The organism is Zoogloea sp., from assembly GCF_044344315.1.
Classification (GTDB): Bacteria; Pseudomonadota; Gammaproteobacteria; order Burkholderiales; family Rhodocyclaceae; genus Zoogloea.
Map to the genome: position 1 here is coordinate 1 of NZ_JBIJDC010000029.1, position 22,120 is coordinate 22,120.

A 22,120-nucleotide genomic window follows, 5' to 3' on the forward strand; every position below is an offset into this window, starting at 1 on the left:
GGAAATCCGCTGCTGCAAGTGCGGCAAGAAGCTCGCTGAAGGCACCTACATCGAGCTGAGCATCAAGTGTGACAGGTGCAAGTTCATTAACAACCTGAAGGCCATGAGCCTCCCGACTGGAGACCGACATGGCCAATCCGATAATCCCCTGGATGGGGGGCAAGCGGCGTCTCGCCGATAAGCTCATCCCGATGTTCCCTGCTCACGAGTGCTACGTGGAGCTCTTCGCCGGCGGCGCCGCCCTGTTCTTCCTGAAGGGGCATCAGCCGCAGTGCGAGGTACTCAACGACATCAACGGCGAGTTGATCAACCTCTACCGCGTGGTCCAGCATCACCTGGAGGAGTTTGTCCGGCAGTTCAAGTGGGCGATCTCGTCCCGTCAGGTCTTCAAGTGGATGCAGGACTCACCCACCGAGCCAATGACGGACATCCAGAGGGCCGCCCGCTTCTACTATCTCCAGCACCATGCGTTTGGAGGCAGGGTATCCGGCCAGACCTTTGGGACCGCGACGACAGGGCCAGCCATCAATTTGTGCCGCATTGAGGAGGGTCTCAGCGCGGCCCATCTGCGCCTGGCTGGGGTCTATGTCGAGCATCTTCCGTGGGATGAATGCCTGCGCCGCTATGACCGACCCCGCACTTTCTTCTACGCGGATCCTCCCTACTGGGAGACCGAGGGTTACGGCGTCGATTTCGGGTGGGATCAGTACGAGAGACTCGCGGATTTGATGGCTAGTTGTGCGGGCAAAGTGATGTTCTCCATCAACGACCACCCGGATATCCGGCGCCTCTTCAGCCAGTTCCACCAGCTTGGCTTGGACATCAAGTACAGCAACGGCAACCAGGCAACTGGCGCCCCAAAGACAAGCCGCGAACTTGTCATCACGAACTGGGATCCGGCGACATTTGGACAGCTGTTCTAGGGGGGCGTTACAACCACGGATCAGAGGGGCGTTCAGGCCCAGAAGTAACGCCCCTCACCGTGCCTTTTGTCGTGCGAATCTGTGCCAAATGTCCCGCGCGCTTACACTCGCCCAGCGGGGTCTTCTCCAGTCCGAGGATCTCACCGTCGCTGCTGATGACAGGGCGCGTCGCCGACCTGAAGACGGAGAAGCTGTCGCCGGGAGCGAGACCCTGTTCAGCGCCGGCGTCGAGGTAGATGTTTGCGCCGTCCGCCTTGATGACCCGGGCTGAGAAGGGCAGGCAGCTGATACTGCGTCTGGCCCAGTCTGCCATCTCGTCAAGTGCGGCCGCATAGGCGCGCCCGAAATCACTGGCGTAGTGGGTGGTGCTGCCAAACACCGCGTTCTCGGGGACGCGAACCCGGCCGTGGGCGCTGTGGGTGAAGCGCTGGCGGGCCACGCAACTTCCGGTGGTTCCGTCCAGGATCTGCACGTCGAGATCGAGTTCACGCCGGGTCTCGTTGGCGCTCGTGGCCAGGGAATGGAAACGTCCGGTGATCAGGTATTGGGCCCGGTGCTGTCGCGCGCTCTGCCGGATCTGCTGCCATGCCTGCTGGTCGGGCGGCGGGGCGGTGATGACCCGCTCCGGCGCGCCGGTGTTGAGCATCAGGTCACCGTCGTGATCGGCAAGGAGGTTTCCCCCACCCAGGCGACGGGCCAGTTCCCCTGCAGTCAGTTGGGCATAGCCCGACAGTTCGTTGAACTTCAGATGTTCAGGGCGGCTGACCGGGAAGCCGATGATCAATACACGCTTGCCATGGCTTTCGCGGCAGGCGGCCTGGTTGAGGCCCGATTGGGTCTCGTTGGCAAGCTCCACCCTCATGGTCACCTGGTAGGTGTCGCCCTGCACGCCCTCACTGAGGATGCTGTGCTGCTGGATGCGGCTGGACGACTTCACCAGGATCTGGTCGAAGGCGAGGGCCTGGCCGGATGTTCCGAGGCGCGCGTCGACCTGCAGGGAGGACTGCCGGCTGGCGTCGGCGAGGGCATTGCGGATGGCTTCCTCCCGGGCCAGCGCGCTGCGTTCGCCGCGGATTGGTGCCGAGCCGGTAACAGTCACCGGCTCGGCAGCGGTGCCTGCTGCGCACAGGGCCAGGAGGAGCCCGAGCAGCCGCGGAGCGATGTGCCAGCCCATGCCTTACTGTGCCGAGTAATAGTAGGCGCTTGGCTGAACGCAGCCGGAGAAGCCGCAATAGCCTTCGCTGACGGCGGGTACGCTGCACGGTGACTGACCGGCACTGGCGATGCAGGAGAAGAAATGCGGCGTGAGATCCAGTTCGACGGTGGCCTCGAAGTTGCCATCGGCAACCGCTGTCATGTTAACCAGGCGTGCCCCCCGGATGAAGGCGTCCACATAGGTCCGGATGTTGTCGTTCTGAGTGGCAAAGGATGAAACGGCGGTATTGCCCCACACGCGGAATCCATACACCTGCTCCGCCAGGACCCGATAGGCATCGACCCGGGCTGCCCGCATCGCCATGAGCTTCTGCTGGCCCAGGGTGTACTGGGAGGAAGTGCTGCCGAGGGCGCCATAACCAACGGCCAGAACTTTCTGCGGTGCAAGCACCGCCGGGCGTGGGGCTGCTACGTTCATGCAGCAAGGCCCTGACACGGATGTGCAGCCGGACAGTAGGATGGACATGGCGACGCCGAGGGTGGCAAGTTTGATCTTATTCATGACGCTCTCCTTGTTAATTTATTGATTTTGAGGATTTCGTCAATTAATAAAATAACTTTAGTGTTTTTATTGTTTCTTCGAGGCGTGCGCGCCGTCCCCTGTGCGCCAGGCTGGCGCCGGCCTTCACGCCGGCCTAATCTGTGGAAGGGTCTTCAGCCCTGGAGTGAAATGGAATGGAGGTAGTGGATATGGTGGCTGCGCGGTGGCGCCACCGCATGCTCTTGTCGTTGCTGGTCCTGATGGCGGGCAGTGCGCCAGCCCAGGCAGTCAACAAGTGCGTCGGTGCCGACGGCCGTGTGACCTACACGGATGGGCCTTGCGGCAGCGGGAGCCGTGTGACGCGGGTTGATACGCCGCCTCCCCTGAGCCGGGAGGAGCAGATGGAGGCGATGTCGCGGAGTGACAGCCTGGTGCGTGAGGCACGGGCGCTGGAAGCGCGTCAGGCGCGGGAGGCCGCCGAGCGGCGGCGGCTTGATGAGGAACTACGCCAGGCCGAGGCGCAGCGTCAGCGCCTTGAGCGGGAGGAAAGTGAGCGTCAGGCCCGGATGGCCGCGGTGCCCATGTACTCCGCTCCGATCTATCCGGTGTATCCGCGCTATCGTCCTCCGGTGGTCGTACCGCCTGCCCCACGGCCGGCGCCTGCGGCGCCACCGGCCTTGATGCGGTCCTACCCGTTCCGCTGAGTGGGGGGCGTGTTTTCCAGCACGAGAAGGCGGATCGGCTGCTCGGCCTTGCGGGCGGCAAAGCCCAGAGCGGTGGTGACCTGATCCACCCGGGTGGGGGGCAGGCGATCAAGGACGATCAGGGTGGGGCGGCGGGGGTTCCACCGGGCCAGGGCGGCGAGGCGGCCGTCGTCCACCTCGTCCAGCCAGGCATCGTCCCAAGGCTCGTCCTCGCGGCGTGGCAGAAACCACAGCAGGGGGCGTAGCTGGACGCCGATGCGGTACACGATGCCGCCGATCCGGCCGCGTTCGTCGAGTTGGTGATAGCCGGCCAGGCGGTAGCCGAAGTGACGGATGGCGTTTTCCTGGGTGGCAGGCAGCTTGAGGCCGCTAAGGGGCTTGGGCACCCGGGGCATGGCCCAGGGTGTCAGGCTGGTGCCGTTACCGGCGCCGTCGGCAACCCAGGCGGCGAGGCGGTGCTTGAGGGCTTCGTCACCGGGATCGGCTTCGGGCTTGCGGGTGATCGGGCTCAGCGCCGTGTCGTCATAACGCTGGCGCAGATGGGGCAGGCGTGGGGCAAAGACTGCCACCAGTCCAAGGGCCAGAGCCAGTTTAAGGCTCAGCACGCGAAGCGGCCTCGCAGTTCATCCAGATTCAGCTCCTCCAGAATGGCCTCGATGCGTTCGCGGGCGTTCTTGCGGGGCGTGCCGGTACGCCGCGCGATGATCAGCTCGTTTTTCATGGAATGCTCCCAGCCCACCAGTTCGGTCACCGTCACCTGGTAACCGTGGGCTTCCAGCTGCAGGCAGCGCAGGGCGTTGGTGAGCTGGCTGCCGAACTCCCGGGTGTGGATCGGGTGGCGCCAGATCTCCGACAGGGGTGTCTTGCCGAAGCTGGCGTTCTTGTTCTGGCGCAGTACGCTGGCCACCTCGGCCTGGCAGCAGGGCACCAGCACCACAAAGCGCGCGTCCTTGGCAAAGGCGAACTGGATGGCGTCGTCGGTGGCGGTGTTGCAGGCATGCAGGGCCGTGACCACGTCGATGCGCTCCGGCAACTGGCCGGAGTGGGTGGACTCCTCGACACTCACATCCAGGAAGTGCATGCGCGGAAAGCCCAGGCGTTCGGCCAATTCGCGGGAGCGCTGGACCAGCTCGGCGCGGGTTTCGATGCCGTGGATGGTGCCGGCGGGCTTGTCCTTGAGGAACAGGTCGTAAAGGATGAAGCCCAGGTAGGACTTGCCGGCCCCGTGATCGGCCAGGCTCAGGTCGCCGGTCTCGGCCAGCACCTCGGCGAGCAGGGGCTCGATGAACTGGTAGAGGTGATAGACCTGCTTGAGCTTGCGCCGGCTGTCCTGGTTGAGCTGGCCGTCGCGGGTCAGGATGTGCAGTTCTTTCAGCAGCTCAACAGACTGACCCGGGCGGATCTCCGGGTGAACTGCCGGTGTGCCGGCAGGCTTGGCGGCGGCGGGCTTATTCTTCGCCATGCTTTTTGGCAGCGCCCGAAACCGTCAGGCCCAGGGCCTTCCAGCCGGCAATCCCCAGCTTCTGCAGGGTTTCCATGTTGCGCTCGTAGATCTCCTCGGCCTCGGGGAAGGCTTCCACCGCCTTGTCGATGCTGGCCTCACGGATCAGGTGCAGGGTGGGGTAGGGGGAACGGTTGGTGTAGTTGGTGATGTCGTCCGGCTCGGTGCCCTCGAACTGGAAGTCCGGGTGGAAGCTGGCGAGCTGCAGCACGCCCTCCAGCTCATGTTCGGTGATGGCCTCATCGGCGATCTCGAGCACATCGTTGAAAAGCAGGAAGTCGGGGAAGAGCGTGGGGTGCACCAGCAGGGTGGTGTCGGTGACGTCGGGATCGACCTCGGCCAGGTGGTCGAGCTCCCGGTCCAGATCCTCCAGGAAACCGTCCAGGTGGCGGGCGTCACTGACCACGATGCGGACCTGGTTCTTGACGTAGACCGATTTGGCAAAGGGGCACAGATTGAGGCCGATGACGGCCTTTTCGACCCATTCGCGGGTGGCGGCGATGACTTCTTCGTGGTTCATGGTGCGGGACGTCCGGCAGAGTTTCCTTCAAGAGGGCGACATTTTGCCCTGATAATGGCGGGCTTACATTGATTCAGCGCACGCCCATGTCCATCCAGTGGTTTCCCGGTCACATGACTTCCGCCCGCAAGAAGGCGGCGGAGAGCATGGAACGGATCGACGTCGTCATCGAAGTGCTCGACGCCCGCCTGCCCGAGGCCAGCTGCAATCCGATGATCCGGGAGCTGCGGGTGCACCGCCAGCGCCCCTGCCTGAAGATTCTCAACAAGGCCGATCTGGCCGATCCGGCGGTCACGGCCCAGTGGCTGGCCCACTTCAACGCCCAGAAGGGGGTGCATGCAGTGGCCCTGTCGTGCAAGAAGCCAGGTGACGTGGCCAAGGTGGTGGGCCTGTGCCGGCCCCTGGCGCCCCACCGCAACGACCGCCTCAAGCCGCTGCGCATGATGATCATGGGCATCCCCAACGTGGGCAAATCCACGCTGATGAATGCCCTGCTCAAGAAGCGCGTGGCCAAGGTGGGGGACGAGCCGGCGGTGACCAAGACCCAGCAGGTGCTGGATCTGTCGCCCACGGCCACGCTCATCGACACCCCGGGCATGATGTGGCCGAAGATCGCCTATGATTCCGACGGCTACATGCTTGCCGCCAGCCACGCCATCGGTCGTAACGCGGTGATCGACGAGGCGGTGGCCAACTTTCTCGGTGATGTACTGCTGGCCCGCTACCCGGCCCTGTTGGCGGCTCGCTACAAGCTGTCCGTCGAGGGGCTGGATGGGCCAGCCCTGGTGGAGGCCATTGCCCGGCGCCGGGGCTGCCTGCTCAAGGGCGGCGGGCTCGACATCGAGAAGGCATCCCTGATCCTGCTCCAGGAATACCGGGATGGCGCCATTGGCCGGGTCAGCCTGGAGAGTCCGGACAGCCGCGCCGCCATGCTGCTCGCCCATGCCGAAGCCGAGGCCGCGAAGGCAGCGGCGAAGGAGGCCGGCTTCGAGGCCGACCGGGAGAGTGACGCAGAGCGGGACGAATGAACGCCGGCCCTGCCTGCAAGGGGCGGGGCCGCTGACCCGCTGCGCTCAGACGCGCAGCAGCAGGGTCTTCAGGGGCGGGTTGCCGTCGCTGCTGGGAAAGTCCGCTTCCGGGACGATCCATTCCATCCCGCGGACTTCGCGGCCGGCCTTTTTGGCGCTGCGTACCAGCTGATCCGCCCACGCCTCACGCTCCACCTGGGCCACGTTGTTGCAGCACACCAGCGTGCCGCCCTCGTGGGTGCACAGCAGGGCGGGCTTGAACAGGGCAGGGTAGTCATTGACCAGGTCCACCACTCCGAACGCGCTCTTGGCGTAGCGGGGCGGGTCGAGGAACACCAGGTCGAAGCGGTGCTTGTCCAGCGCTGGGAAGGGGGGCAGGTGCTTGCCCCGCACCATCTTCGGCTGGCCGATGCCGGACAGCTGGCGCATGGCGGCGAAGGCGTCGCTCTTCACAAAGCGCGGCCGGAAGGGCAGGGTGTTGAGGCGCGCATTGGCCTTGCCCACGGACAGGCTGGACTCGGCAAAATCCACATTCACCACATGCCGCGCGCCGGCCTTGGCCGCGGCCACACCGACGCCGCAGGTGTAGGCAAACACATTGAGCACGGATTTTTCGGGGGCTTCGGCCATGATGCGCCGACGCGCCGCACGCAGGTCGAGGAACAGCCACGGGTCCTGGCCGCCATGGCGGGCCTGGACGTTGTACTTGACCCCCAGTTCGGAAAACTCCCGCAGGGCCTCGGCGCGGGCCAGGCGCTCGGGCGGCAGCGGATTGCTGACCCGGGAGTTGGCGTGGCTGCGGTCGTTGTAGACGTGATCGGTGTCGGGGAAAGCCTCGAGATAGAAGGCCTCCAGCGCCTCCTCATCGGCCTGGGACAGGGGGCCGTGGAAGCTCTGGGTCAGGATCAGGCTGCCGTAGCGGTCCACGGTGAGGCCGGGGCGGCCTTCAACGGTGCCGTGGAACAGGCGGTAGGCGTCAGTCCCCTCGGCGTGCAGCTGGGCGATCAGGTCACGCCTGGCGTCGAGGGCGGCGCCGAGGGCTGTGATGAGGGGGCGGGAGTCGGGCATGGTGCGTTTGCTTTCTGGGAAACGGTTAAGGGCTGCGGGTTGGCTTACAGCCCGAAGAATTCGCGGATTTTCTTGCCCAGGGCGGCGACGTCCGAGCCCTGGGTGGAATGGGAGGCGGGCTTGCCCTCGGCATGGCCTCTTTCGAGGGCCTGGAAGTGTTCGAGCCGGGCCTCGAGAATGGCCGAGATGCCTTCGGCCAGTTCCGGTCGGGCGCGGATGATGTGTTCGAAGCCGGCCTTGTCGAGGCGGTAGGCTTCCATGTCGGTGGTGGCGATGACGGTGGCCCGCCGTGGTGCGCCGGTCATCAGGCCGAGCTCGCCGAAGACGCTGCCGGGGCCACGTTTTTCCAGCAGGCGCTGGGGGCTGCCGTCGGGGGGCTGCCACCAGGCCTCGGCTTCGCCGCTGACGATGATGTACAGCCAGTGGGCGATGGCGCCCTGGCGGGTGACGATGTCACCCCGCGCAAAGGGTGCGTTTACCAGGCGTCCGGCCAGTTCGAGCTGTTCGGCTTCGGAGAGACGTGAGAATAGGTCGATCTGGGCAATGGCCTGGAGGCGGCGATTGAGCTCCCGGGCACGGACTTCGCCCCGGTGGGCTTCACCCTCCTGCACCAGGTGGATGGTCTGGTCGCTGACCGCCAGGCGGATGCCCTCCCGCTGCAGGGCGGCGAGCACGTGGTGACGGACGTCGGAGTCGGTGATCTCATCCGGTCCGGGATCGATCAGCCAGTAGCGCAGCTGGTAGCGGGCGAAGCCCGGTCCGAAATCCATCAGCAGGCACTGGGGCTGCGGGTCCAGGCTGACGTTGGGGACGCGGGCGGTCTGGATGTCCTGCAGCACGGCAGTGGTGATCCGTGCTGGCGGCACCGACAGGTCTACGTTGAAGGCGATGATCCGCCGCTGCTGGGGTACCGCTTGGCGCTTGTTGCAGATCACCGCATAACGGTTCTTCATGAGATGGCTGTTGGGGATGACGACCCGTTCGCCGCTGCGCGTGACGATGGCGGTGTAGCGCCACTGGATGTCGCTGACCCGCCCGGCCACGTCGCCCATCTGGATCCAGTCGCCGATCTCCAGCGAATTGTCCATCTGCAGGGCCAGGCCCCCGAGCAGGTTGCCCAGGGTGTCCTGCATGGAGATGGCGACCACCGCGGTGAGGACGGCGGAGGTGGCGAACAGGTGGGAGAACTCGACTCCGGCCAGGTTGAGGCGCAGGAAGGCCCAGGCCACGTAACCGATGATCACCAGGATATCCGCCAGGATGCCGGAGATGTGCACCCGCATGCGGGGCAGTACGACATTGAAGAGGGCCAGGCCGAGGTAGCGGATCACCGCCAGGCCCTCGCCGAAAACGGCCATCTCCCGCAGCCAGCGCAGGGCAGCAGGCTGGACCTGATCGGCCAGCAGCCCGGCCAGCAGATCGCCCATCAGACAGGCGGCAAAGAACACCCCTGTATTCATCAGCGAGCGGCGCCAGGCCTGCAGCGGACGCAGGATGAGGGCGGCGCCGACCAGCATGAGCAGGATGGCGTAGGGAGCTTCCGGGCTGAGGAAGGGCAGGGTCATGGCAGGGAAGGGGGCCGGTCGGCGGGCGCGGCGAGCCGCAGTATTACCCTTAACGGACTGCGCCCGCCCGAATGAAGGGGCGGGTGCCGGAGGGGGCGGAGGGGCTTCAGATCACGGCGCGCAGGCGTTCGGCCATGGCGTCGAGGGCCTCGCGGCCGGGGGAGCTGGCGGGCCAGAAGGGCAGCAGCTTGTCGTCGTTGAAACGGGGCAGGACGTGGATGTGGAAGTGGAAGACGGTCTGGCCGCCAGCAACTTCGTTGGCCTGGAACAGGGTGATGCCGTCGCAGCCGGTGGCGGCCTTGACCGCACGTGCGACCCGGGTGGTGGCCTGGAAAACGGCCGCCGACAGGGTTTCGTCCAGGTCGTAGATGTTGGCTACGTGGGGCTTGACGATGACCAGGGCGTGGCCGGGGTGGGCCGCCACGATGTTGAGGAAGGACAGGGTGTGCTCATCCTCGTGGATCTTCGAGGCGGGCAGCTCGCCGCGTACGATGCGGCAGAAAATGCAGTCGTCCATGGGTGGGGTCTCCGTGTTGTCGTTGTCAGTTGCCCCTGGCGGCCAGGGCACGTTTCAGGTTGCGTTCGGTCTGCCAGCTGCGGCGCAGGGGGTCGGCATGGGCATGGCGGCGGCTCTCCTCGGGGGTTTGGGCGTGGAAGCTCTCGAGGGTGCGCTGCAGCAGTTCCAGATGCGGCAGCATGGTGCCGAAGAAGACCACGGTGTCGTCGCGCTGGATGAGCAGGGTGGGGAAGTTCTCCACGTCATAGTCATCGACCAGGTCGGCATCGTCCTCCACGTCGATCCACAGGAAGCGGGCGGCGGGAAAGCGCTCGGCGAGCGCGTGGAAGCCGGCCTGGTAGTCGCGGCAGGTGCCGCACCAGGCGGCACACAGGCAGGCAACGAGGAATTCAGGCGTGTCGGTGTTCATCGGGCAGGATTGTCGCCGGTTTCGGGGGCCGACGGGAGGGCGGGAGGCAGCGTGGGCGGAGCGAGGGCGATCCATCTGACCCACTGGCCGCAGGCGTTGCGCGGGCCGCGGCGGCTGCTGCCGTGCCAGGGGCCCTCCTGGCAAGGGCCGCGGTCATTGTCTTCGTCGTAGTCCACCGTGTCGGGGGTGCTGCCCGGCGTGCGCTCACCACCCCAGCGGTTGCAGCTGAGGCAGCGGCGGCGTTCGGCGGACTGGCTGGCCACGGATCACGCTCGGGTCTGCAGGTCGGTGGGCAGGACGGCGAGCTTGCGCACCTTGACGTCCACCTCCATGCCCATGAAGTCACCGTCGTGGCCGGTGTAGCTGCCGGTGAGGGGGCTGGCCTGAGCGGGATCACGCACGTAGGCGACGCGGATCAGGTTGTCGCCGCCAAACAGGCTGTTGGTGGGGTCGAAGGGCAGCCAGCCTGCGCCCGGCAGGTAGATCTGCAGCCAGGCGTGGGTGGCACCCGAGCCGATCATGACGTCGGTTCCGCCATCCAGGGCCGGGTCGTAGAGGTAGCCGGACACGAAACGGGCGGCGAAGCCCAGGCGACGCACGACCTCCATCATGAACAGGGCGTAGTCACGGCAGGTGCCGCTTTTCAGCTCCAGGGTCTGCAGGGGAGACTGGGTGCCCTCGACATAGCGGGAGGTGTAGGAGAACTGTTCGCGGATGCCGGTAGCGATATCGATCAGCAGCTCGCGGGTCTTGCGGTGCTGGCCCCGGGTGAGAAACTGGTCGGCCCACAGGCGCAGATGCCCGCCGGGGTCGGGGTAGCAGGGTTCGACGAAGTTGCGCAGGTCGTAGCGCTCGGACACGCCGTACTCGAAGGGGAAGACTTCGGCGGAGGCGGCCAGGGGAAGCTCGAGGTTGCGCACGCCCAGGTGCTCGACGGTCACGCGGGCGACGAACTTCAGCTCGGTGGCCTGGCCGGGAATGCGCACATGGGTGACCGAGTTGGAGAACACATCATGCACCCAGCGGATCTCCGCATCGGGGCTCACGTCCAGTGTGCAGGTGAGTACCCGTATGTCGTGACTGGTACGCGGCAGGAACATCATGCGGTGTTCGCCGAAGCTGACGGGCTTGCGGTAGCGGTAGAGCGTGGTGTGCTCGATTTCGAGGATGACCGACATGGGAACGCCTTCCGAAGGGGATCGTCCGGATTATGGGGCAGAAACCGCGGCGTGCCTGCCTGCCCGGCCAGCCGGACTCACTTGCGCAGGGGGGCCCGGAGGTCTTCGAAGCGGGCTGGCGCCACGTATTGCATGAGTTCCTTGCCCTTGCTGTCGAGGACGATGTCGAGGCCCTTGGCGGGGTAGAGCAGATGTTCCAGGTGCTCATTGACGCGGATACGCTCGCTGGGCTGGCCGAAGCGTTCGAGGATCACGCTTTCGTCCAGCTGGGCGCTGGGGATGAAGGCGATGCCGCGGATCGGCGCGGCCAGCACGGCGGCCCGGTCGGCTTGGGCGAGGGTGGCCTTGCGGGTGGTGCTCTGCATGTACTCGGTCTTCGGGGCACGCTCGCGCATGCCTTCGATGACTTCCTTCGACAGGTCGGCGGTGATGATCAGCTTGCCGGCGACGAAGCCGAGGGTAATGGCTTCGTAGTAGCCCTCGGCGTTGCCGGTTTCCTGAGGCTCGGCGACGACGGCCAGCTGCATCTCGTTGCCGAAGCGGGCGCGGGCGTCGGCCAGGGTGCTGCGGCCGAGGGTCAGGTCGAAGACCTTTGACTCGCCGCTGGGCAGGGTTTCGATCTGCCAGGGCAGGCCGGAGGTGGGCACGGCCTGGGGGTCGTAGTGGGTGAACTGCCAGACCACGGGCCCGACGAGGACGGCCAGGGCGAGAAGGATGATGCCGAGAGCGAATTTCATGGATGGGGGTCAGTGGGGGGCGTGGAAGCCCGCAGGCACCTTGGCATGGAACACCACCGGGACGGCCGGGGTGTCGAGGACCGACTGACGGATGCGGCCGATGACGTGCATCTCGCAGCGCTTGCAGTCGAACTTGAGGGTGAGCTTTTCCTTGCCGTTGATCAGGGTCATCGGGTCGGGCTTGATGCCTTTCACTTCCTTCGGACACAGGTTGAAGCTGTAGCGCAGGCAGTGCTTGGTGATCATCAGGGAGGCGTCGTCAGTGTGCTCGTTGGCCTCGTAGGCGGCCTCGATGAGTTCGACGCCGTGACGGTGATAGAAGTCCCGGGCCCTCTGGTTGAGCACGTTGGCCAGGTAGCTGAGCTCGGTTTCGGGGTAGGGCACCGGCGGCTCGACGGCGGGGCGCGGCATGAGGCGCGGCAGGGCGGCCAGGCGGGCGGCCTCGAGTCGCTCCACCGCATCCCGGCGCAGGGCGTTGATGGCGCCGGCAGGGAGGAACCACGGCGCGGACAGCTGCAGCTCGATGCGGCCCGCCCCGAAAATCGTCGTACCCAGTTTGCCAAGGCTGTCCTTCAGGCCGCCGAGGGCGCGTTCGGCATCCTTGGCGGGCTCCTTGGCGTGGGGCAGGCTGGCACTGGCGGAGATGCCGGTCTCGTCGGTGAGGGTGAGGGCGAAGCCGTCGGCGGTTTCGGCGAACAGTATGTCCACGGCGATGCGGCGTTCGGCGGACTTCTTTTCGAGCATGCGCTCGAACTCATGGTCCCGGTTGCGGAACAGGCCGCTGCCCGGGAACAGGTCGGGCGGCACGGGCTCGGCGGTATGGACACGGAAGTCTTCGCCGATCTTCTCGGCGCGGTTCACCCGCAGGCCGACCAGTTCGCCCTTGCGGTCGTAGAAGCTGAGGCCGTCGCCGTTGTGCAGCTCGACTGCGCTGGTGGTGTCGAAGTGGCGGCGCTGTTTGCCATCCAGGCGGATCACGCTGCCTACCGGCTCGCCGACGAACTTGGGCGAGTCGAAGGCGCCGATGTCGGCGGTCCGGCCGTTCACGAAGTAGTCGGTGGCGCCCCGGTTGAAGGTCTTGTCGGCCAGGGGCTGGAACAGGAAGGTGCTGCGCCCGGCGGAGGTGCGCGAGTACTCGGGCGCGTCCTCCATGATGCCGTCGAGGATCAGGCGGTAGTGGGCGGTGATGTTCTTGACGTAGGCCATGTCCTTGTAGCGGCCTTCGATCTTGAAGCTGCTGATGCCCGCGTCGGCCAGGGCGCGCAGGTTGGCGCTCTGGTTGTTGTCCTTCATGGACAGCAGGTGCTGGTTGCTGGCCAACACGTTGCCGTCCTTGTCCGACAGGTCGTAGGGCAGGCGGCAGGCCTGGGAGCACTCGCCGCGGTTGGCGCTGCGCCCGGTGTGGGCGTGGCTGATGTAGCACTGCCCCGAGAAGGCTACGCACAGGGCGCCGTGGATGAAGAACTCCAGGGTGCAGTCGGTGGCGGCGGCCACCTTTTTGATCTCGGTGAGGGTCATCTCACGCGCCAGCACGATCTGCGAAAAGCCCACGTCCTGCAGGAAGCGCGCCTTTTCGGGGTGGCGGATGTCGGTCTGGGTGCTGGCGTGGAGCTGGATGGGCGGCAGGTCGAGCTCAAGCAGGCCCATGTCCTGGACGATCAGGGCGTCGGCGCCGGCTTCGTGGAGCTGGCGGATCAGGGCGGAGGCGCCGTCGAGCTCGGCGTCGTGGAAGATGGTGTTGCAGGTGACGAAGACCCGCGCCCCGAAGCGATGGGCATGGCGCGCCAGGCGCTCGATGTCGGCCACCGTGTTCTCGGCATTGGCCCGCGCGCCGAAGGCCGGACCTCCGATGTAGATGGCGTCGGCGCCGTGGTTGACCGCCTCGATGCCGATGTCCGCAGTGCGGGCCGGGGCGAGGAGTTCGAGCTGTTTGCGGGAATGGTTCATGGAGCGCTCTCGGGGTGGGTGTGCTGCTCGGGCGGCAGCTTGCAACCCGGCATTATCCCCGGTAGCGCCGGGAGCGTCGACCATGCCCGGGAAAGCAAGGCTTGGCGCGGGGCCGAGGCGCTGGGACAATCCCGCTCTCACTCATAAAAGGGCCGAAACATGGAATCCCGACTGATGGAAATCGAGATCAAGCTCGCCTTGACCGAAGACCTGGTGGATACCCTCAATCTCACCGTGCACCGTCAGCAGGAGCAGATCGATGCTCTGCAGCGCCAGCTGGTGGCACTGGCCAGGCAGTTGCAGGCATCCACGCCCTCGGCCGAGGCGCGGGATCTGCGGGAAGAGATCCCGCCGCACTATTGAGCGCGCTTGAGGGCGCCCTCAGGCCGCTTCCGGTGTGCGCCGCCGTGCCGCCGGGCTGACGGCGAAGATGCGCGGGCTGCGCAGGCGATACACCGGGACGTAGCCCTTGCCCTTGAGGAAGAGCAGCAGGGGCTTGGCGAAGACGAAGGTATTGCGCAGCCGTTCGAACATCTGGCCGTCACACTGGATCGCGCTGGGCTCGCCTTCCGTGCACAGCCGGTAGGCCAGGTTGACGGTGTCGCCCCACAGGTCGTAGATGAATTTCCCCCGCCCCACCACGCCCGCCACGACCGGGCCGGAGGCGATGCCGATGCGCAGCTCAAGCTCGAGGCTGTCGGTGATGGCCGGGTCGCGCAGGGTGGATTGCATGGCCAGGGCTAACGAGGCGGCGGCGGCGTGGGGCTCGCGGGGGTGCGCGTTGAGCCCGCCGGCCACCATGTAGCCGTCGCCGATGGTCTTGATGCGCTCCAGGCCTCTCTCTTCGGTAAGTTCGTCGAAACGGCAGAAGATCCGGTTGAGTAGCGCGAAGACTTTCTTCGGCGGCATGTCGCTGGCGATGCGGGTGTAATTGACGATGTCGGCAAACATCACTACGACCTCGGGGTGTCCGTCGGCGATCGTTCCGGATTGCTCCTTGAGGCGTGCGGCGATGGGCGCCGGCAGGATGTTGAGCAGCAGGCGCTCGGAGCGCTCCTGTTCGCGGCGCAGCTGGCGGTGGGCGGCGGCCAGGCGGGCGCGGGTCTTGCCCCGCTGACGCAGGGCGAAGCGCAGCAGGGGATACAGCACGCCGGACACCAGGATGACGTGAAGCGCCATGAACAGGGGGCTGCCCGCCTGGGGGCCGAGACTGGCAGAAAGCGCTGTGAGCCCCAGGAACCCGATAAACCACAGGTTGGAGGCGGCGTTGCCGACGGTGAGCAGGGCGCAGGCGGGGGCGATGACTGCCCACAGGGCCAGGCCCGAGGTGGCCGGCGTGGAGGGCAGGCTGACCAGAGTGAGCAGGGGGAAGATCAGCATCAGCCCGAGCTGGCTGCCCCGGTAGCGCGCAAAGTGCCGGTGCCAGGGAAAGAGGGCGTAATTAAGCAGGACCAGCAGCGGCACAAGGGCGCCGGGCGCAGCGGTGAAGCCGGTGTCGAGCTGATGGCCGATGAGGAGCCAGATCAGTGCGGCGGGACCGAACAGCAGGCTGGCCAGGTTGAGCAGGGAGAGGCGCAGGCGCTGCTCTTCATCGTCCTCCGGGCGCGCGCCGGCGTGGATCAGGCGGCTGAGAAGGGCAAGGAACCGGATGACCGGCATGGCATGACACGCGGTGGTTGAACCGGCCCGAGTGTCATGCCCGCAGGCAACGGGGGTCAAGGGTGGCTTGCACCCGAAGTGTGGGAAATTGTGTCTTCAGGGCAGGCGGCCGGCGCCGATTAGGCGGTGGGCGATGAGGTTGGGGGAGATCCAGCTGACCCGGTCGTCGAAGGCACCTCCCGGCGCGCCGGGGTTTTCGGACAGGCTACGGCTGACGAACAGGCGGCCGCTGGTGTCGGTATTGCGGGCTTCGTCGCTGCCCGTCAGCGGTGCAGGTAACAGGCTGCCGTCAGCGGCGACCGCGCCGAGGCCGTTGGGGCCGTGGGACAGGATGACCACCGGGGTCAGGCCGCCGGCGGTGGTGAGTTTGAGCTCGGCACCGTCCAGGTTACGGGTGACCATCTCGATGGTGCCGTCGTCCACGTTGACGATGTTGCGGGTATAGGCGGGGGTGATGGCGTAGCGCAGGCGGTGGGCCCATCCATCCATACCGTGAATACCAAGGGTGGCCCAGGGCAGCAGGCCCACATGTCGGGCACAGCTGCCGCCGCTGCGATCCTCGGCGCCGTCCTGCGGGCTCTTGGCGGGGCAGGGAAAGTGGCCCTTGCGCAGGGCATAGCCGAGCAGGGTGTCGCGGGCCTCGTCGAGGGCATCGTCGGTGGCCCGTTCGGCCCGGCGGGCAAGGTGGCTGGACAGACCGGCGCCGAGGCTGCCGGCAAGCAGGCTCAGGATGAGGAGCACCACGGCCATTTCGACGAGGGTGAAGCCGGGGCTGGCATGGCGGTTCAAACGCGGGTTCGGCATGGCTCTGGGCGGGTTCAGGGGAGGCAGAGGGCCACATCACCAGCGGCAGGCTGGTGGCGGGTGGCGAAGGGGAGTTGGATCTGCGCCGGCAGGGCAGTGAGCTGGCCTGCGCTCAGCGCGGCCAGGGTGCTGTCCTCCAGGTACGCGTCGATGCCCTGTTGTTCCTGAGGGCCGAGCCGGCGCTGGCTGCCCTGGCGTTCGCCTGCGAAGATGAGGGCGCCCCGGCAGGCCTGGCCGATACCGGCCAGGCAGGCGGTGCCGCTCGTGCAGCGGGCGTAGCGCATCATCCCGGCCCAGTTGGCAGCCGGGTCGCGGAGATCGGGGTTGCGGCAGGGGCCCTGCAGCTTGTCGAGGGCGGGCAGCCGGCCCAGCTGCACCGGGCCATGAGCCTGGCCGCCGACCGGGCTGGGCAGCTTGCTTGTGAGCACGCAGTCGGCCAGGGCCTGGAAGACTCTCTGCAGGTGGGGACCGTAGCTGGCACGGCTCTTCAACTGGCGATAGATGTCGCTGGTGTCGATGGCCGCCAAGCGGTCATTGCTGTCGGGGCGGAGGGTGGGAACGTCGATGGGCCCGGCGCCCGTGGTGGCGCCGACGCTCTCGAGATAGGCCTCGACGAGGCGGGCTTCCGGGTCGCCACCACAACGCCCGGGGCCGGGGCTGCGGTGCTGGCCGGTAAGGGGGCGGCCGGGGGCGATGACCAGGGCCGCCGCCAGGCCGGCCTGGTCGCCGGGCAGGGCGATTACCCGGGCATCGCTGTCCAGCAGGCGGAAGCTGCCGGTGCTGTCCCAGTTGACGGCGTCAGCCTTGGGGTTGTTCTTGAAGGCTCCGGAGACCGCATACCACAGGCATTCTCCGCTGCCGTCGCGCAGATCGGGCAGGTTGAGGGTGAGGTAGGGCAGCCGGCCTACGCTCAGCTGCCCCTGGCCGCCGCAGGTTTCCGATGAGCCGTCGCCGTCCAGATCGGGGCAGGGCAGGTAGCCGAAGTCGGCGTTGGGGTGTTCCTTGTTGCGGTAGTTGGCGGCGAAGCCGAGAAGGGCTTCCCGGGCGACCTGCAGGGCGTGGTCAGTGCGTCGATCGGCGGCCAGTTGGCGGGCGGCCCGGTCGGCGGGGCTGTCCTGGCCGGAGAGCAGCCAGCCGAGCCCGCCCAGGGACAGCAGCAGCACGAAGGCGGGCAGGATCATGCCCTGCTGGCGGCGCTGGCAGGAATTCACGGTGCGTCGGGAGGGGGGACGCCCACCCGCAGGCGGTGCTGGCGTCCGTCGGCTGTGCTCACCTGGGCGCTGGCGTCCCGGATGCGGACCTGTCCAGGCCGGACGACGGTGGCCTGGCCGTCAAGGAACAGCGTGGGTGCGCCATCGCTGCGGGTGATGATGCCGTCCAGCCGCGGTGGGGGTGCCGGCGGACGGGGGGCGGCCTGTTGCCGGTCAAGGTGGTGACGTTCGGCCGGGCTGAAGAAGAGCCGCCCGAGGGGGGCGGCCTGCAGCGAGGTGACGGGGAGAAGGGCGAGCAGCGCCAGTCCCGCTCGTATCGATGTGTATGTCATTTCGATACGAATTTAGCATAAACCGGCCGCCTGGGCCGGGTGCGTTCAGGCGGCGGCGATGACCCGGTTCTTGCCGGAGCGCTTGGCGATGTACATGGCCTTGTCGGCCCGGTCGATGGCGTCTTCCGGGGTTTCACTGTCACGCAGTTCGGCCACGCCAGCGCTGAAGGTGATCAGAAGCTTTTGCTCGCGGGCCAGGAAGAAGCGTTTGGTGAGTGCGCGCTGGAGCCGCACCAGGGTGGCCACGGCGCTGTCGAGGCTGGTGTCGGGCAGCAGGATGACGAACTCTTCGCCGCCGTAGCGAGCCACCGAATCCTGGGGACGCACATTGTCGCGGACGACTTCGACCAGGTGCTGGAGCGCTTCGTCGCCGGTCTGGTGGCCGTGGTTGTCGTTGATCTGCTTGAAGTTGTCCACGTCGAGCAGGCCCAGGCACAGGCCGGTTCCCCGGCGCCGGGCCAGGGCCGTTTCGCGGGACAGGGCGTCGTCCAGCCCCTTGCGGTTGAGGACGCCGGTGAGGGGGTCGTGGCGGATCAGCTCGCTGGTCTGCTCGAGTTCGGACTGGAGCCTGCTGATTTCGCTGTTGGCGTCATGGACCCGTTCCTGCAGTTCGTGGAGCTGCTCGCGGGAGCGTCGGGTGGATTCCTGCACCGTGCGGGTTTCACGCATGACCTCGGCAATCACGTCGGTCAGTTCGGTGATGTCGGCTGCACCAACGATGCGCTCGGCACATTTCTCGATCTTGTCGTGGTATTCGCCGGTGGATTCGGAGAAATCACCCAGGCGGTCCACGAAGCGGGCCAGCATTTCCTTCAGGCGGGCCTGGGCGTCACTGAGTTCGGACTTGATCGCGCCCTGGCGGCTGATCACGTCGCGCAGCCGGTTTTCGAGCTCGCCGAGGATGCGCACATCCAGAGGGTGGTCGAACATTTCACCCATCAGGACAATCTGGCCATGCAGCCAGCGGTCGTCTACGACGAGTTCGCTGATGTTGTCGAGGATCAGGTGGAGGATCCGCTGCAGGGCCTCGCGCAGGGCGTGCTGGTCTTCGGCGGCCCAGTCGAGGCTGGCGCGTAGGCGGTCGAGGCGCTCGCGCAGGGGCGCCGGCATGGGGCTGGAGCGGATTGCATCGGCGAGGGCTTCGGCTTCGCCGGCGAGTTCAGGATCACTGACACGAATCTGGGTGGCGAGGCTGGCCAGCAGCGTGGCCAGCATGTCGGCAAAGGCCCTGTCGGTGCTTGAACCCTCCTGCTTGACAGAGGCTACGCCCGCCTCGGTGGTCTCGGCCGGTGCCGGGACGGATGCCGCCGATGTGGCCGGTGCGTTGCCGGGTAGCTCGTCCTCCCCGTTGCGGGACCAGGCGCGGAGCAGGCCCTGCAGGCGCTCGTGGAGCTTCTCCGGGTTGTTGCCGGAGGCGCTGAGGACGCGGTCGAGCATGTCGCGCTTGCGGGCCTGGGTCAGTCCGGCCTGGCGTCTGTCCCATTCGGCGATCAGGTCGCGCAGCAGGATTCCCCAGTTGAGATCGAGCTGTTCGCTTCGGGCGAAGCCCTCGCTGAGTACGTTGCGCAGGGCACTCCAGTCAGACTGGGCAACCGCGCTTTCGAAGTCGCGGACAAGGCGCAGGGATTCGTGGTTGTTGCGGGGCAGGGCCGCTGCAATCAGCTTGAGCGCGCGTTCGGGAAAGACGTCTTCGGCCACCGAACCGGCGATCTCGTGGTAGAGCGCACGGTAGTTGTCCGGGGTCGGGGCGATCCGCCGCAGCGCGAGCTGGCGCAGGGTTTCACGTGCGACTTCCGAGGGTTGGCTGGTGTCGGTCATTTTGGGTCGGCGTGGGGCTGGGAAGCGTTGAATCATCCGGCGTCCTGCGGTGAAGCGATGCCGTGCAGGCTCTAAAGCGTTTCTTGGGAAAATCCTTTTGGATATCGGCGATTTGGCCCCTGGCTTGAGCCCCGCGGCCGGAGAAAGCCGAAAAAAAATGCGCTGGCGCGCATTGAAGAAGGAGGTGGCCCCAACCGGGGGACGCCGCGTTGCGGCCGTTGGCCTGCCCTATTCGGCAAGTCCGTGCTTGAGGCCGTAGTGGGTGAGCTCGGCGTTGTTGCGCAGGTGCATCTTCTCCAGCAGCCGGGCACGATACACGCTCACCGTCTTGACGCTCAGGTTGAGGGCTTCGGCGATCTCGGTGGGGGTCTTGCCCGAGGCGATCATGCACAGGGTCTGGTATTCCCGGTCGGAGAGTTTCTCGTGGGCCGGGCGCTCGGTGTCTTCACCGATGGCGTTGGCGAGTTCCTCGGCCAGGGACGGGCTGACGTACTTCTTGCCGCTGGCCACCTGGCGGATGGCGGTGACCAGAAGGTCCGGGGCGCTCTGCTTGGTGAGGTAGCCGGCGGCACCGGCCTTGAGGGCGCGGATGGCGTATTGCTCTTCCGGGTACATGCTGAGGATGAGTACCGGGAGCCGCGGGAACTCCTTCTTGATGAGTTTGAGCGCGTCAATGCCGTTGCGGTCGGGCATGGAGACGTCCATCAGGACCACGTCCCATTCACCGGCGCGCACCATCTGCACCGCCTGGACGCCGTTCTCGGCCTCGCCGGCGACGGTGAGATCGGGCGTGTCGGAGAGGATCTGGCGCAGGCCCTGCCGAACGATGGCGTGGTCGTCGGCGATCAGGACTCGGATGGGCTTGCTCATCGTTGGGCACTCCTGTTGTTGTTCTGGGGCTCTTCGGTCTGGCCTGGCAGAAGCGGAGCCCGCAGCACGAGGCGGGTGCCGTGGGGCGCGACGGGGCTCAGGTCGAGACGCCCGCCGAGGCTGCTCATGCGTTCGCGGATTCCCCGCAGGCCAAAGGAGCGGGGTTTCTGCAGGTCGGCGGCAGCCAGGCCGCAGCCGTTGTCGGCAATCTCGAGGACCACTTCGTCACCCTCCTGCATCAACCGAACATTCACCTCGCTACCCCGTGCGTGCTTGCTGACGTTGGTCAGCGCTTCCTGGAAAATGCGGAACAGGGCCAAGGCTGTATCGTAGTCCGGGTCCAGGTCGTGGTCGGTGCAAAGAATGTTACAAGTGATGCCGGTGCGCTGGGCGAAGTCTTCCCCCTGGCTTTCAATGGCCGCGGCGAGACCGAAATCCTTGAGGATGCCGGGGCGCAGCTCGCGGGTCACGCGGCCGACAGTGGCGATGGCGTCATCCACCATGCGCCCGACGTTGCGGGCCCGTTCCCTGGCCTGGGCGAGCTGAGTGTCGAGCTTGGACTCCAGCAGGGACATCTCGAACTTCATGGCCACCAGGGTGCCGCCGAGCACGTCGTGAACGTCACGGGCGATGCGTTCGCGCTCTTCCTCCTTGATGCGCTGCAGGTGGTTGGAGAGGGCGGCCAGCTGGCTGCGGGATTCGCGCAGGTCGGCTTCCACGTGCTTGCTGTGGGTGATGTTCCACATGACCCCTTCCCACACCACCTTGCCGCATTCGGACAGGCGTGGTGAGCTGCGCAGGTTGATCCACTTCTGTTCCCCCGTGGGCAACTGGATGCGCCCCTCCCAGTTGAGGGTGGACAGGTTGTCGGCCGAGCTGGCGGCGGCGTCGATGAAGCCAGGCAGGTCTTCGTCCAGCAGCCAGGTCATCCAGCCGGCCGATCCGCCGATGAGCTCCTCGGCCGGCGCGCCGAAGAGCATGGCCGCTGCCTCGCTGAGGTATTGGAAGCCGAGGGTGCCCTCAGGGGTGTAGCCCATCTGGAAGACCACCCCGGGGATGTTGTCGGTGAGGGCGCGCAGGCGTGCCTCGCTCTGGCGCAGGGTGTGCTCCGCCTGGCGTTTCTCGCGGCGGTTGCACACTTCGCGCAGTTCCCGCTCAACGGCAGGGATCAGGCGCTCGAGCTTGTTCTTGCTCAGGTAGTCGTGGGCGCCAGCGCGCATGGCGGCGATCGCCTCGTCTTCCTGCATCACCCCCGAGACAATGATGAAGGGCAGGTCGAGGGCCAGTTCGCGGGTCAGGCGCAGGGCGCCCTGGGCACTGAAGCCGGGCAGGTTGTGGTCACACAGGATCAGGTCCCAGCGCTCCCGCTCCATCGCCTCGCGCATTTCGTTGGATGACGCCACGCGACGGAAGGTGGGCGCGTAGCCGGCGTTGCGGAAGTGATGCAGGAGCAGCAGGACGTCGTTCTCCGAGTCCTCGATGAAGAGCAGGCGAATCGGCGGTTTGGTGGGGCTTTCCGGATCCTCCTGGGGGGCGTCCGGCTTGATGGCAGGAGACATGCGTGTTCGGAAGGCTGCGTGATTGGGTCGGTTTGTTTATAATCCGGCCCTCGCTCGGGCCTGCGCCTTCTTCA

The 22,120-nt window shown here is 66.5% G+C and carries 25 protein-coding genes; 5 read left to right on the forward strand and 20 right to left on the reverse strand.

From position 1 onward, the window contains the following. The first annotated feature begins 4 nt into the window (after positions 1-4). Both ACIQ09_RS08485 and ACIQ09_RS08490 read left to right on the forward strand, forming a co-directional pair. The gene (locus ACIQ09_RS08485) at positions 5-181 is read left to right on the forward strand and encodes a Com family DNA-binding transcriptional regulator (RefSeq protein ID WP_398308245.1); all 177 of its coding nucleotides are present in this window, start codon (positions 5-7) and stop codon (positions 179-181) included. Further along, positions 129-923, forward strand: a complete 795-nt coding sequence (locus ACIQ09_RS08490; RefSeq protein ID WP_398308163.1) for a DNA adenine methylase — start codon at positions 129-131, stop codon at positions 921-923. The genes ACIQ09_RS08485 and ACIQ09_RS08490 overlap by 53 nt, the downstream gene beginning before the upstream one ends. 7 nt (positions 924-930) lie before the next feature. Here the strand turns inward: ACIQ09_RS08490 and ACIQ09_RS08495 are convergent, their stop codons facing one another. Then, positions 931-2,097: a flagellar assembly protein T N-terminal domain-containing protein gene (locus ACIQ09_RS08495; RefSeq protein WP_398308165.1), complete on the reverse strand. Its 1,167-nt coding sequence runs from the start codon at positions 2,095-2,097 to the stop codon at positions 931-933. Between the two features lie 3 nt (positions 2,098-2,100). After that, positions 2,101-2,640, reverse strand: a complete 540-nt coding sequence (locus tag ACIQ09_RS08500) for an LPP20 family lipoprotein (RefSeq protein WP_398308167.1) — start codon at positions 2,638-2,640, stop codon at positions 2,101-2,103. Positions 2,641-2,813: 173 nt separating this feature from the next. Between ACIQ09_RS08500 and ACIQ09_RS08505 the strand changes: the two genes are divergently transcribed. Further along, positions 2,814-3,323, forward strand: coding sequence for a DUF4124 domain-containing protein (locus tag ACIQ09_RS08505; RefSeq protein ID WP_398308169.1), 510 nt, complete (start codon positions 2,814-2,816; stop codon positions 3,321-3,323). Here ACIQ09_RS08505 and ACIQ09_RS08510 read toward each other — a convergent pair. From ACIQ09_RS08510 to ACIQ09_RS08520, 3 genes are read right to left on the reverse strand one after another with little or no spacing between them, the layout of a single operon-like run. Further along, positions 3,308-3,928 (reverse strand): hypothetical protein, encoded by a 621-nt coding sequence (locus tag ACIQ09_RS08510; protein WP_398308171.1) that lies wholly within the window; start codon positions 3,926-3,928, stop codon positions 3,308-3,310. The genes ACIQ09_RS08505 and ACIQ09_RS08510 overlap by 16 nt on opposite strands. Beyond that, positions 3,922-4,785, reverse strand: coding sequence for a class I SAM-dependent methyltransferase (locus tag ACIQ09_RS08515; RefSeq protein ID WP_398308173.1), 864 nt, complete (start codon positions 4,783-4,785; stop codon positions 3,922-3,924). The genes ACIQ09_RS08510 and ACIQ09_RS08515 overlap by 7 nt, the downstream gene beginning before the upstream one ends. Further along, complete coding sequence (locus ACIQ09_RS08520; RefSeq protein WP_398308175.1) at positions 4,772-5,344, reverse strand: DUF1415 domain-containing protein; 573 nt, start codon at positions 5,342-5,344, stop codon at positions 4,772-4,774. Before ACIQ09_RS08520 ends, ACIQ09_RS08515 begins: the two co-directional genes overlap by 14 nt. Before the next feature lie 86 nt (positions 5,345-5,430). Between ACIQ09_RS08520 and ylqF the strand changes: the two genes are divergently transcribed. Continuing rightward, positions 5,431-6,372, forward strand: coding sequence for a ribosome biogenesis GTPase YlqF (gene ylqF, locus ACIQ09_RS08525; RefSeq protein WP_398308177.1), 942 nt, complete (start codon positions 5,431-5,433; stop codon positions 6,370-6,372). Positions 6,373-6,417: 45 nt separating this feature from the next. On the opposite strand, the gene ACIQ09_RS08530 is transcribed toward ylqF, so the two are convergent. The 8 genes from ACIQ09_RS08530 to ACIQ09_RS08565 form a co-directional block, all read right to left on the reverse strand. Continuing rightward, entirely contained in the window at positions 6,418-7,440 is a 1,023-nt protein-coding gene (locus ACIQ09_RS08530; RefSeq protein WP_398308179.1) for a class I SAM-dependent rRNA methyltransferase, read from the reverse strand. 44 nt (positions 7,441-7,484) lie between these two features. Next, a complete protein-coding gene (locus ACIQ09_RS08535; RefSeq protein WP_398308181.1) occupies positions 7,485-9,005 on the reverse strand; it encodes a cyclic nucleotide-binding domain-containing protein in 1,521 nt (506 codons plus the stop codon). Positions 9,006-9,111: 106 nt separating this feature from the next. Beyond that, positions 9,112-9,522, reverse strand: a complete 411-nt coding sequence (locus ACIQ09_RS08540; protein WP_398308183.1) for an HIT family protein — start codon at positions 9,520-9,522, stop codon at positions 9,112-9,114. A 25-nt stretch (positions 9,523-9,547) separates the two neighbouring features. Beyond that, entirely contained in the window at positions 9,548-9,931 is a 384-nt protein-coding gene (locus ACIQ09_RS08545) for a thioredoxin family protein (RefSeq protein ID WP_398308185.1), read from the reverse strand. Continuing rightward, positions 9,928-10,194: a hypothetical protein gene (locus ACIQ09_RS08550; protein WP_398308187.1), complete on the reverse strand. Its 267-nt coding sequence runs from the start codon at positions 10,192-10,194 to the stop codon at positions 9,928-9,930. The genes ACIQ09_RS08545 and ACIQ09_RS08550 overlap by 4 nt, the downstream gene beginning before the upstream one ends. 3 nt (positions 10,195-10,197) lie before the next feature. Next, positions 10,198-11,109, reverse strand: coding sequence for a transglutaminase N-terminal domain-containing protein (locus ACIQ09_RS08555; protein WP_398308189.1), 912 nt, complete (start codon positions 11,107-11,109; stop codon positions 10,198-10,200). Between the two features lie 77 nt (positions 11,110-11,186). Next, entirely contained in the window at positions 11,187-11,846 is a 660-nt protein-coding gene (locus tag ACIQ09_RS08560) for a hypothetical protein (RefSeq protein WP_398308191.1), read from the reverse strand. Positions 11,847-11,855: 9 nt separating this feature from the next. Then, a complete protein-coding gene (locus ACIQ09_RS08565) occupies positions 11,856-13,793 on the reverse strand; it encodes a U32 family peptidase (protein WP_398308193.1) in 1,938 nt (645 codons plus the stop codon). A gap of 159 nt (positions 13,794-13,952) precedes the next feature. Between ACIQ09_RS08565 and ACIQ09_RS08570 the strand changes: the two genes are divergently transcribed. Next, a complete protein-coding gene (locus ACIQ09_RS08570; protein WP_398308195.1) occupies positions 13,953-14,156 on the forward strand; it encodes a SlyX family protein in 204 nt (67 codons plus the stop codon). Between the two features lie 18 nt (positions 14,157-14,174). Here ACIQ09_RS08570 and ACIQ09_RS08575 read toward each other — a convergent pair whose 3' ends face one another. From ACIQ09_RS08575 to ACIQ09_RS08605, 7 genes are all read right to left on the reverse strand, one after another. Beyond that, on the reverse strand, positions 14,175-15,452 hold the full coding sequence (locus ACIQ09_RS08575; protein ID WP_398308197.1) for an adenylate/guanylate cyclase domain-containing protein: 1,278 nt from the start codon (positions 15,450-15,452) through the stop codon (positions 14,175-14,177). Positions 15,453-15,548: 96 nt separating this feature from the next. Then, positions 15,549-16,256, reverse strand: coding sequence for a type II secretion system protein (locus ACIQ09_RS08580; RefSeq protein WP_398308199.1), 708 nt, complete (start codon positions 16,254-16,256; stop codon positions 15,549-15,551). Between the two features lie 14 nt (positions 16,257-16,270). After that, positions 16,271-17,467, reverse strand: coding sequence for a hypothetical protein (locus tag ACIQ09_RS08585; RefSeq protein WP_398308201.1), 1,197 nt, complete (start codon positions 17,465-17,467; stop codon positions 16,271-16,273). Further along, on the reverse strand, positions 17,464-17,799 hold the full coding sequence (locus ACIQ09_RS08590) for a hypothetical protein (RefSeq protein ID WP_398308203.1): 336 nt from the start codon (positions 17,797-17,799) through the stop codon (positions 17,464-17,466). The genes ACIQ09_RS08585 and ACIQ09_RS08590 overlap by 4 nt, the downstream gene beginning before the upstream one ends. Before the next feature lie 45 nt (positions 17,800-17,844). Continuing rightward, the gene (locus ACIQ09_RS08595) at positions 17,845-19,617 is read right to left on the reverse strand and encodes a diguanylate cyclase (protein ID WP_398308205.1); all 1,773 of its coding nucleotides are present in this window, start codon (positions 19,615-19,617) and stop codon (positions 17,845-17,847) included. 228 nt (positions 19,618-19,845) lie between these two features. Continuing rightward, positions 19,846-20,487, reverse strand: coding sequence for a response regulator (locus tag ACIQ09_RS08600; RefSeq protein ID WP_398308207.1), 642 nt, complete (start codon positions 20,485-20,487; stop codon positions 19,846-19,848). Next, positions 20,484-22,046 (reverse strand): histidine kinase, encoded by a 1,563-nt coding sequence (locus ACIQ09_RS08605; RefSeq protein ID WP_398308209.1) that lies wholly within the window; start codon positions 22,044-22,046, stop codon positions 20,484-20,486. Before ACIQ09_RS08605 ends, ACIQ09_RS08600 begins: the two co-directional genes overlap by 4 nt. Positions 22,047-22,120 lie beyond the last annotated feature (74 nt).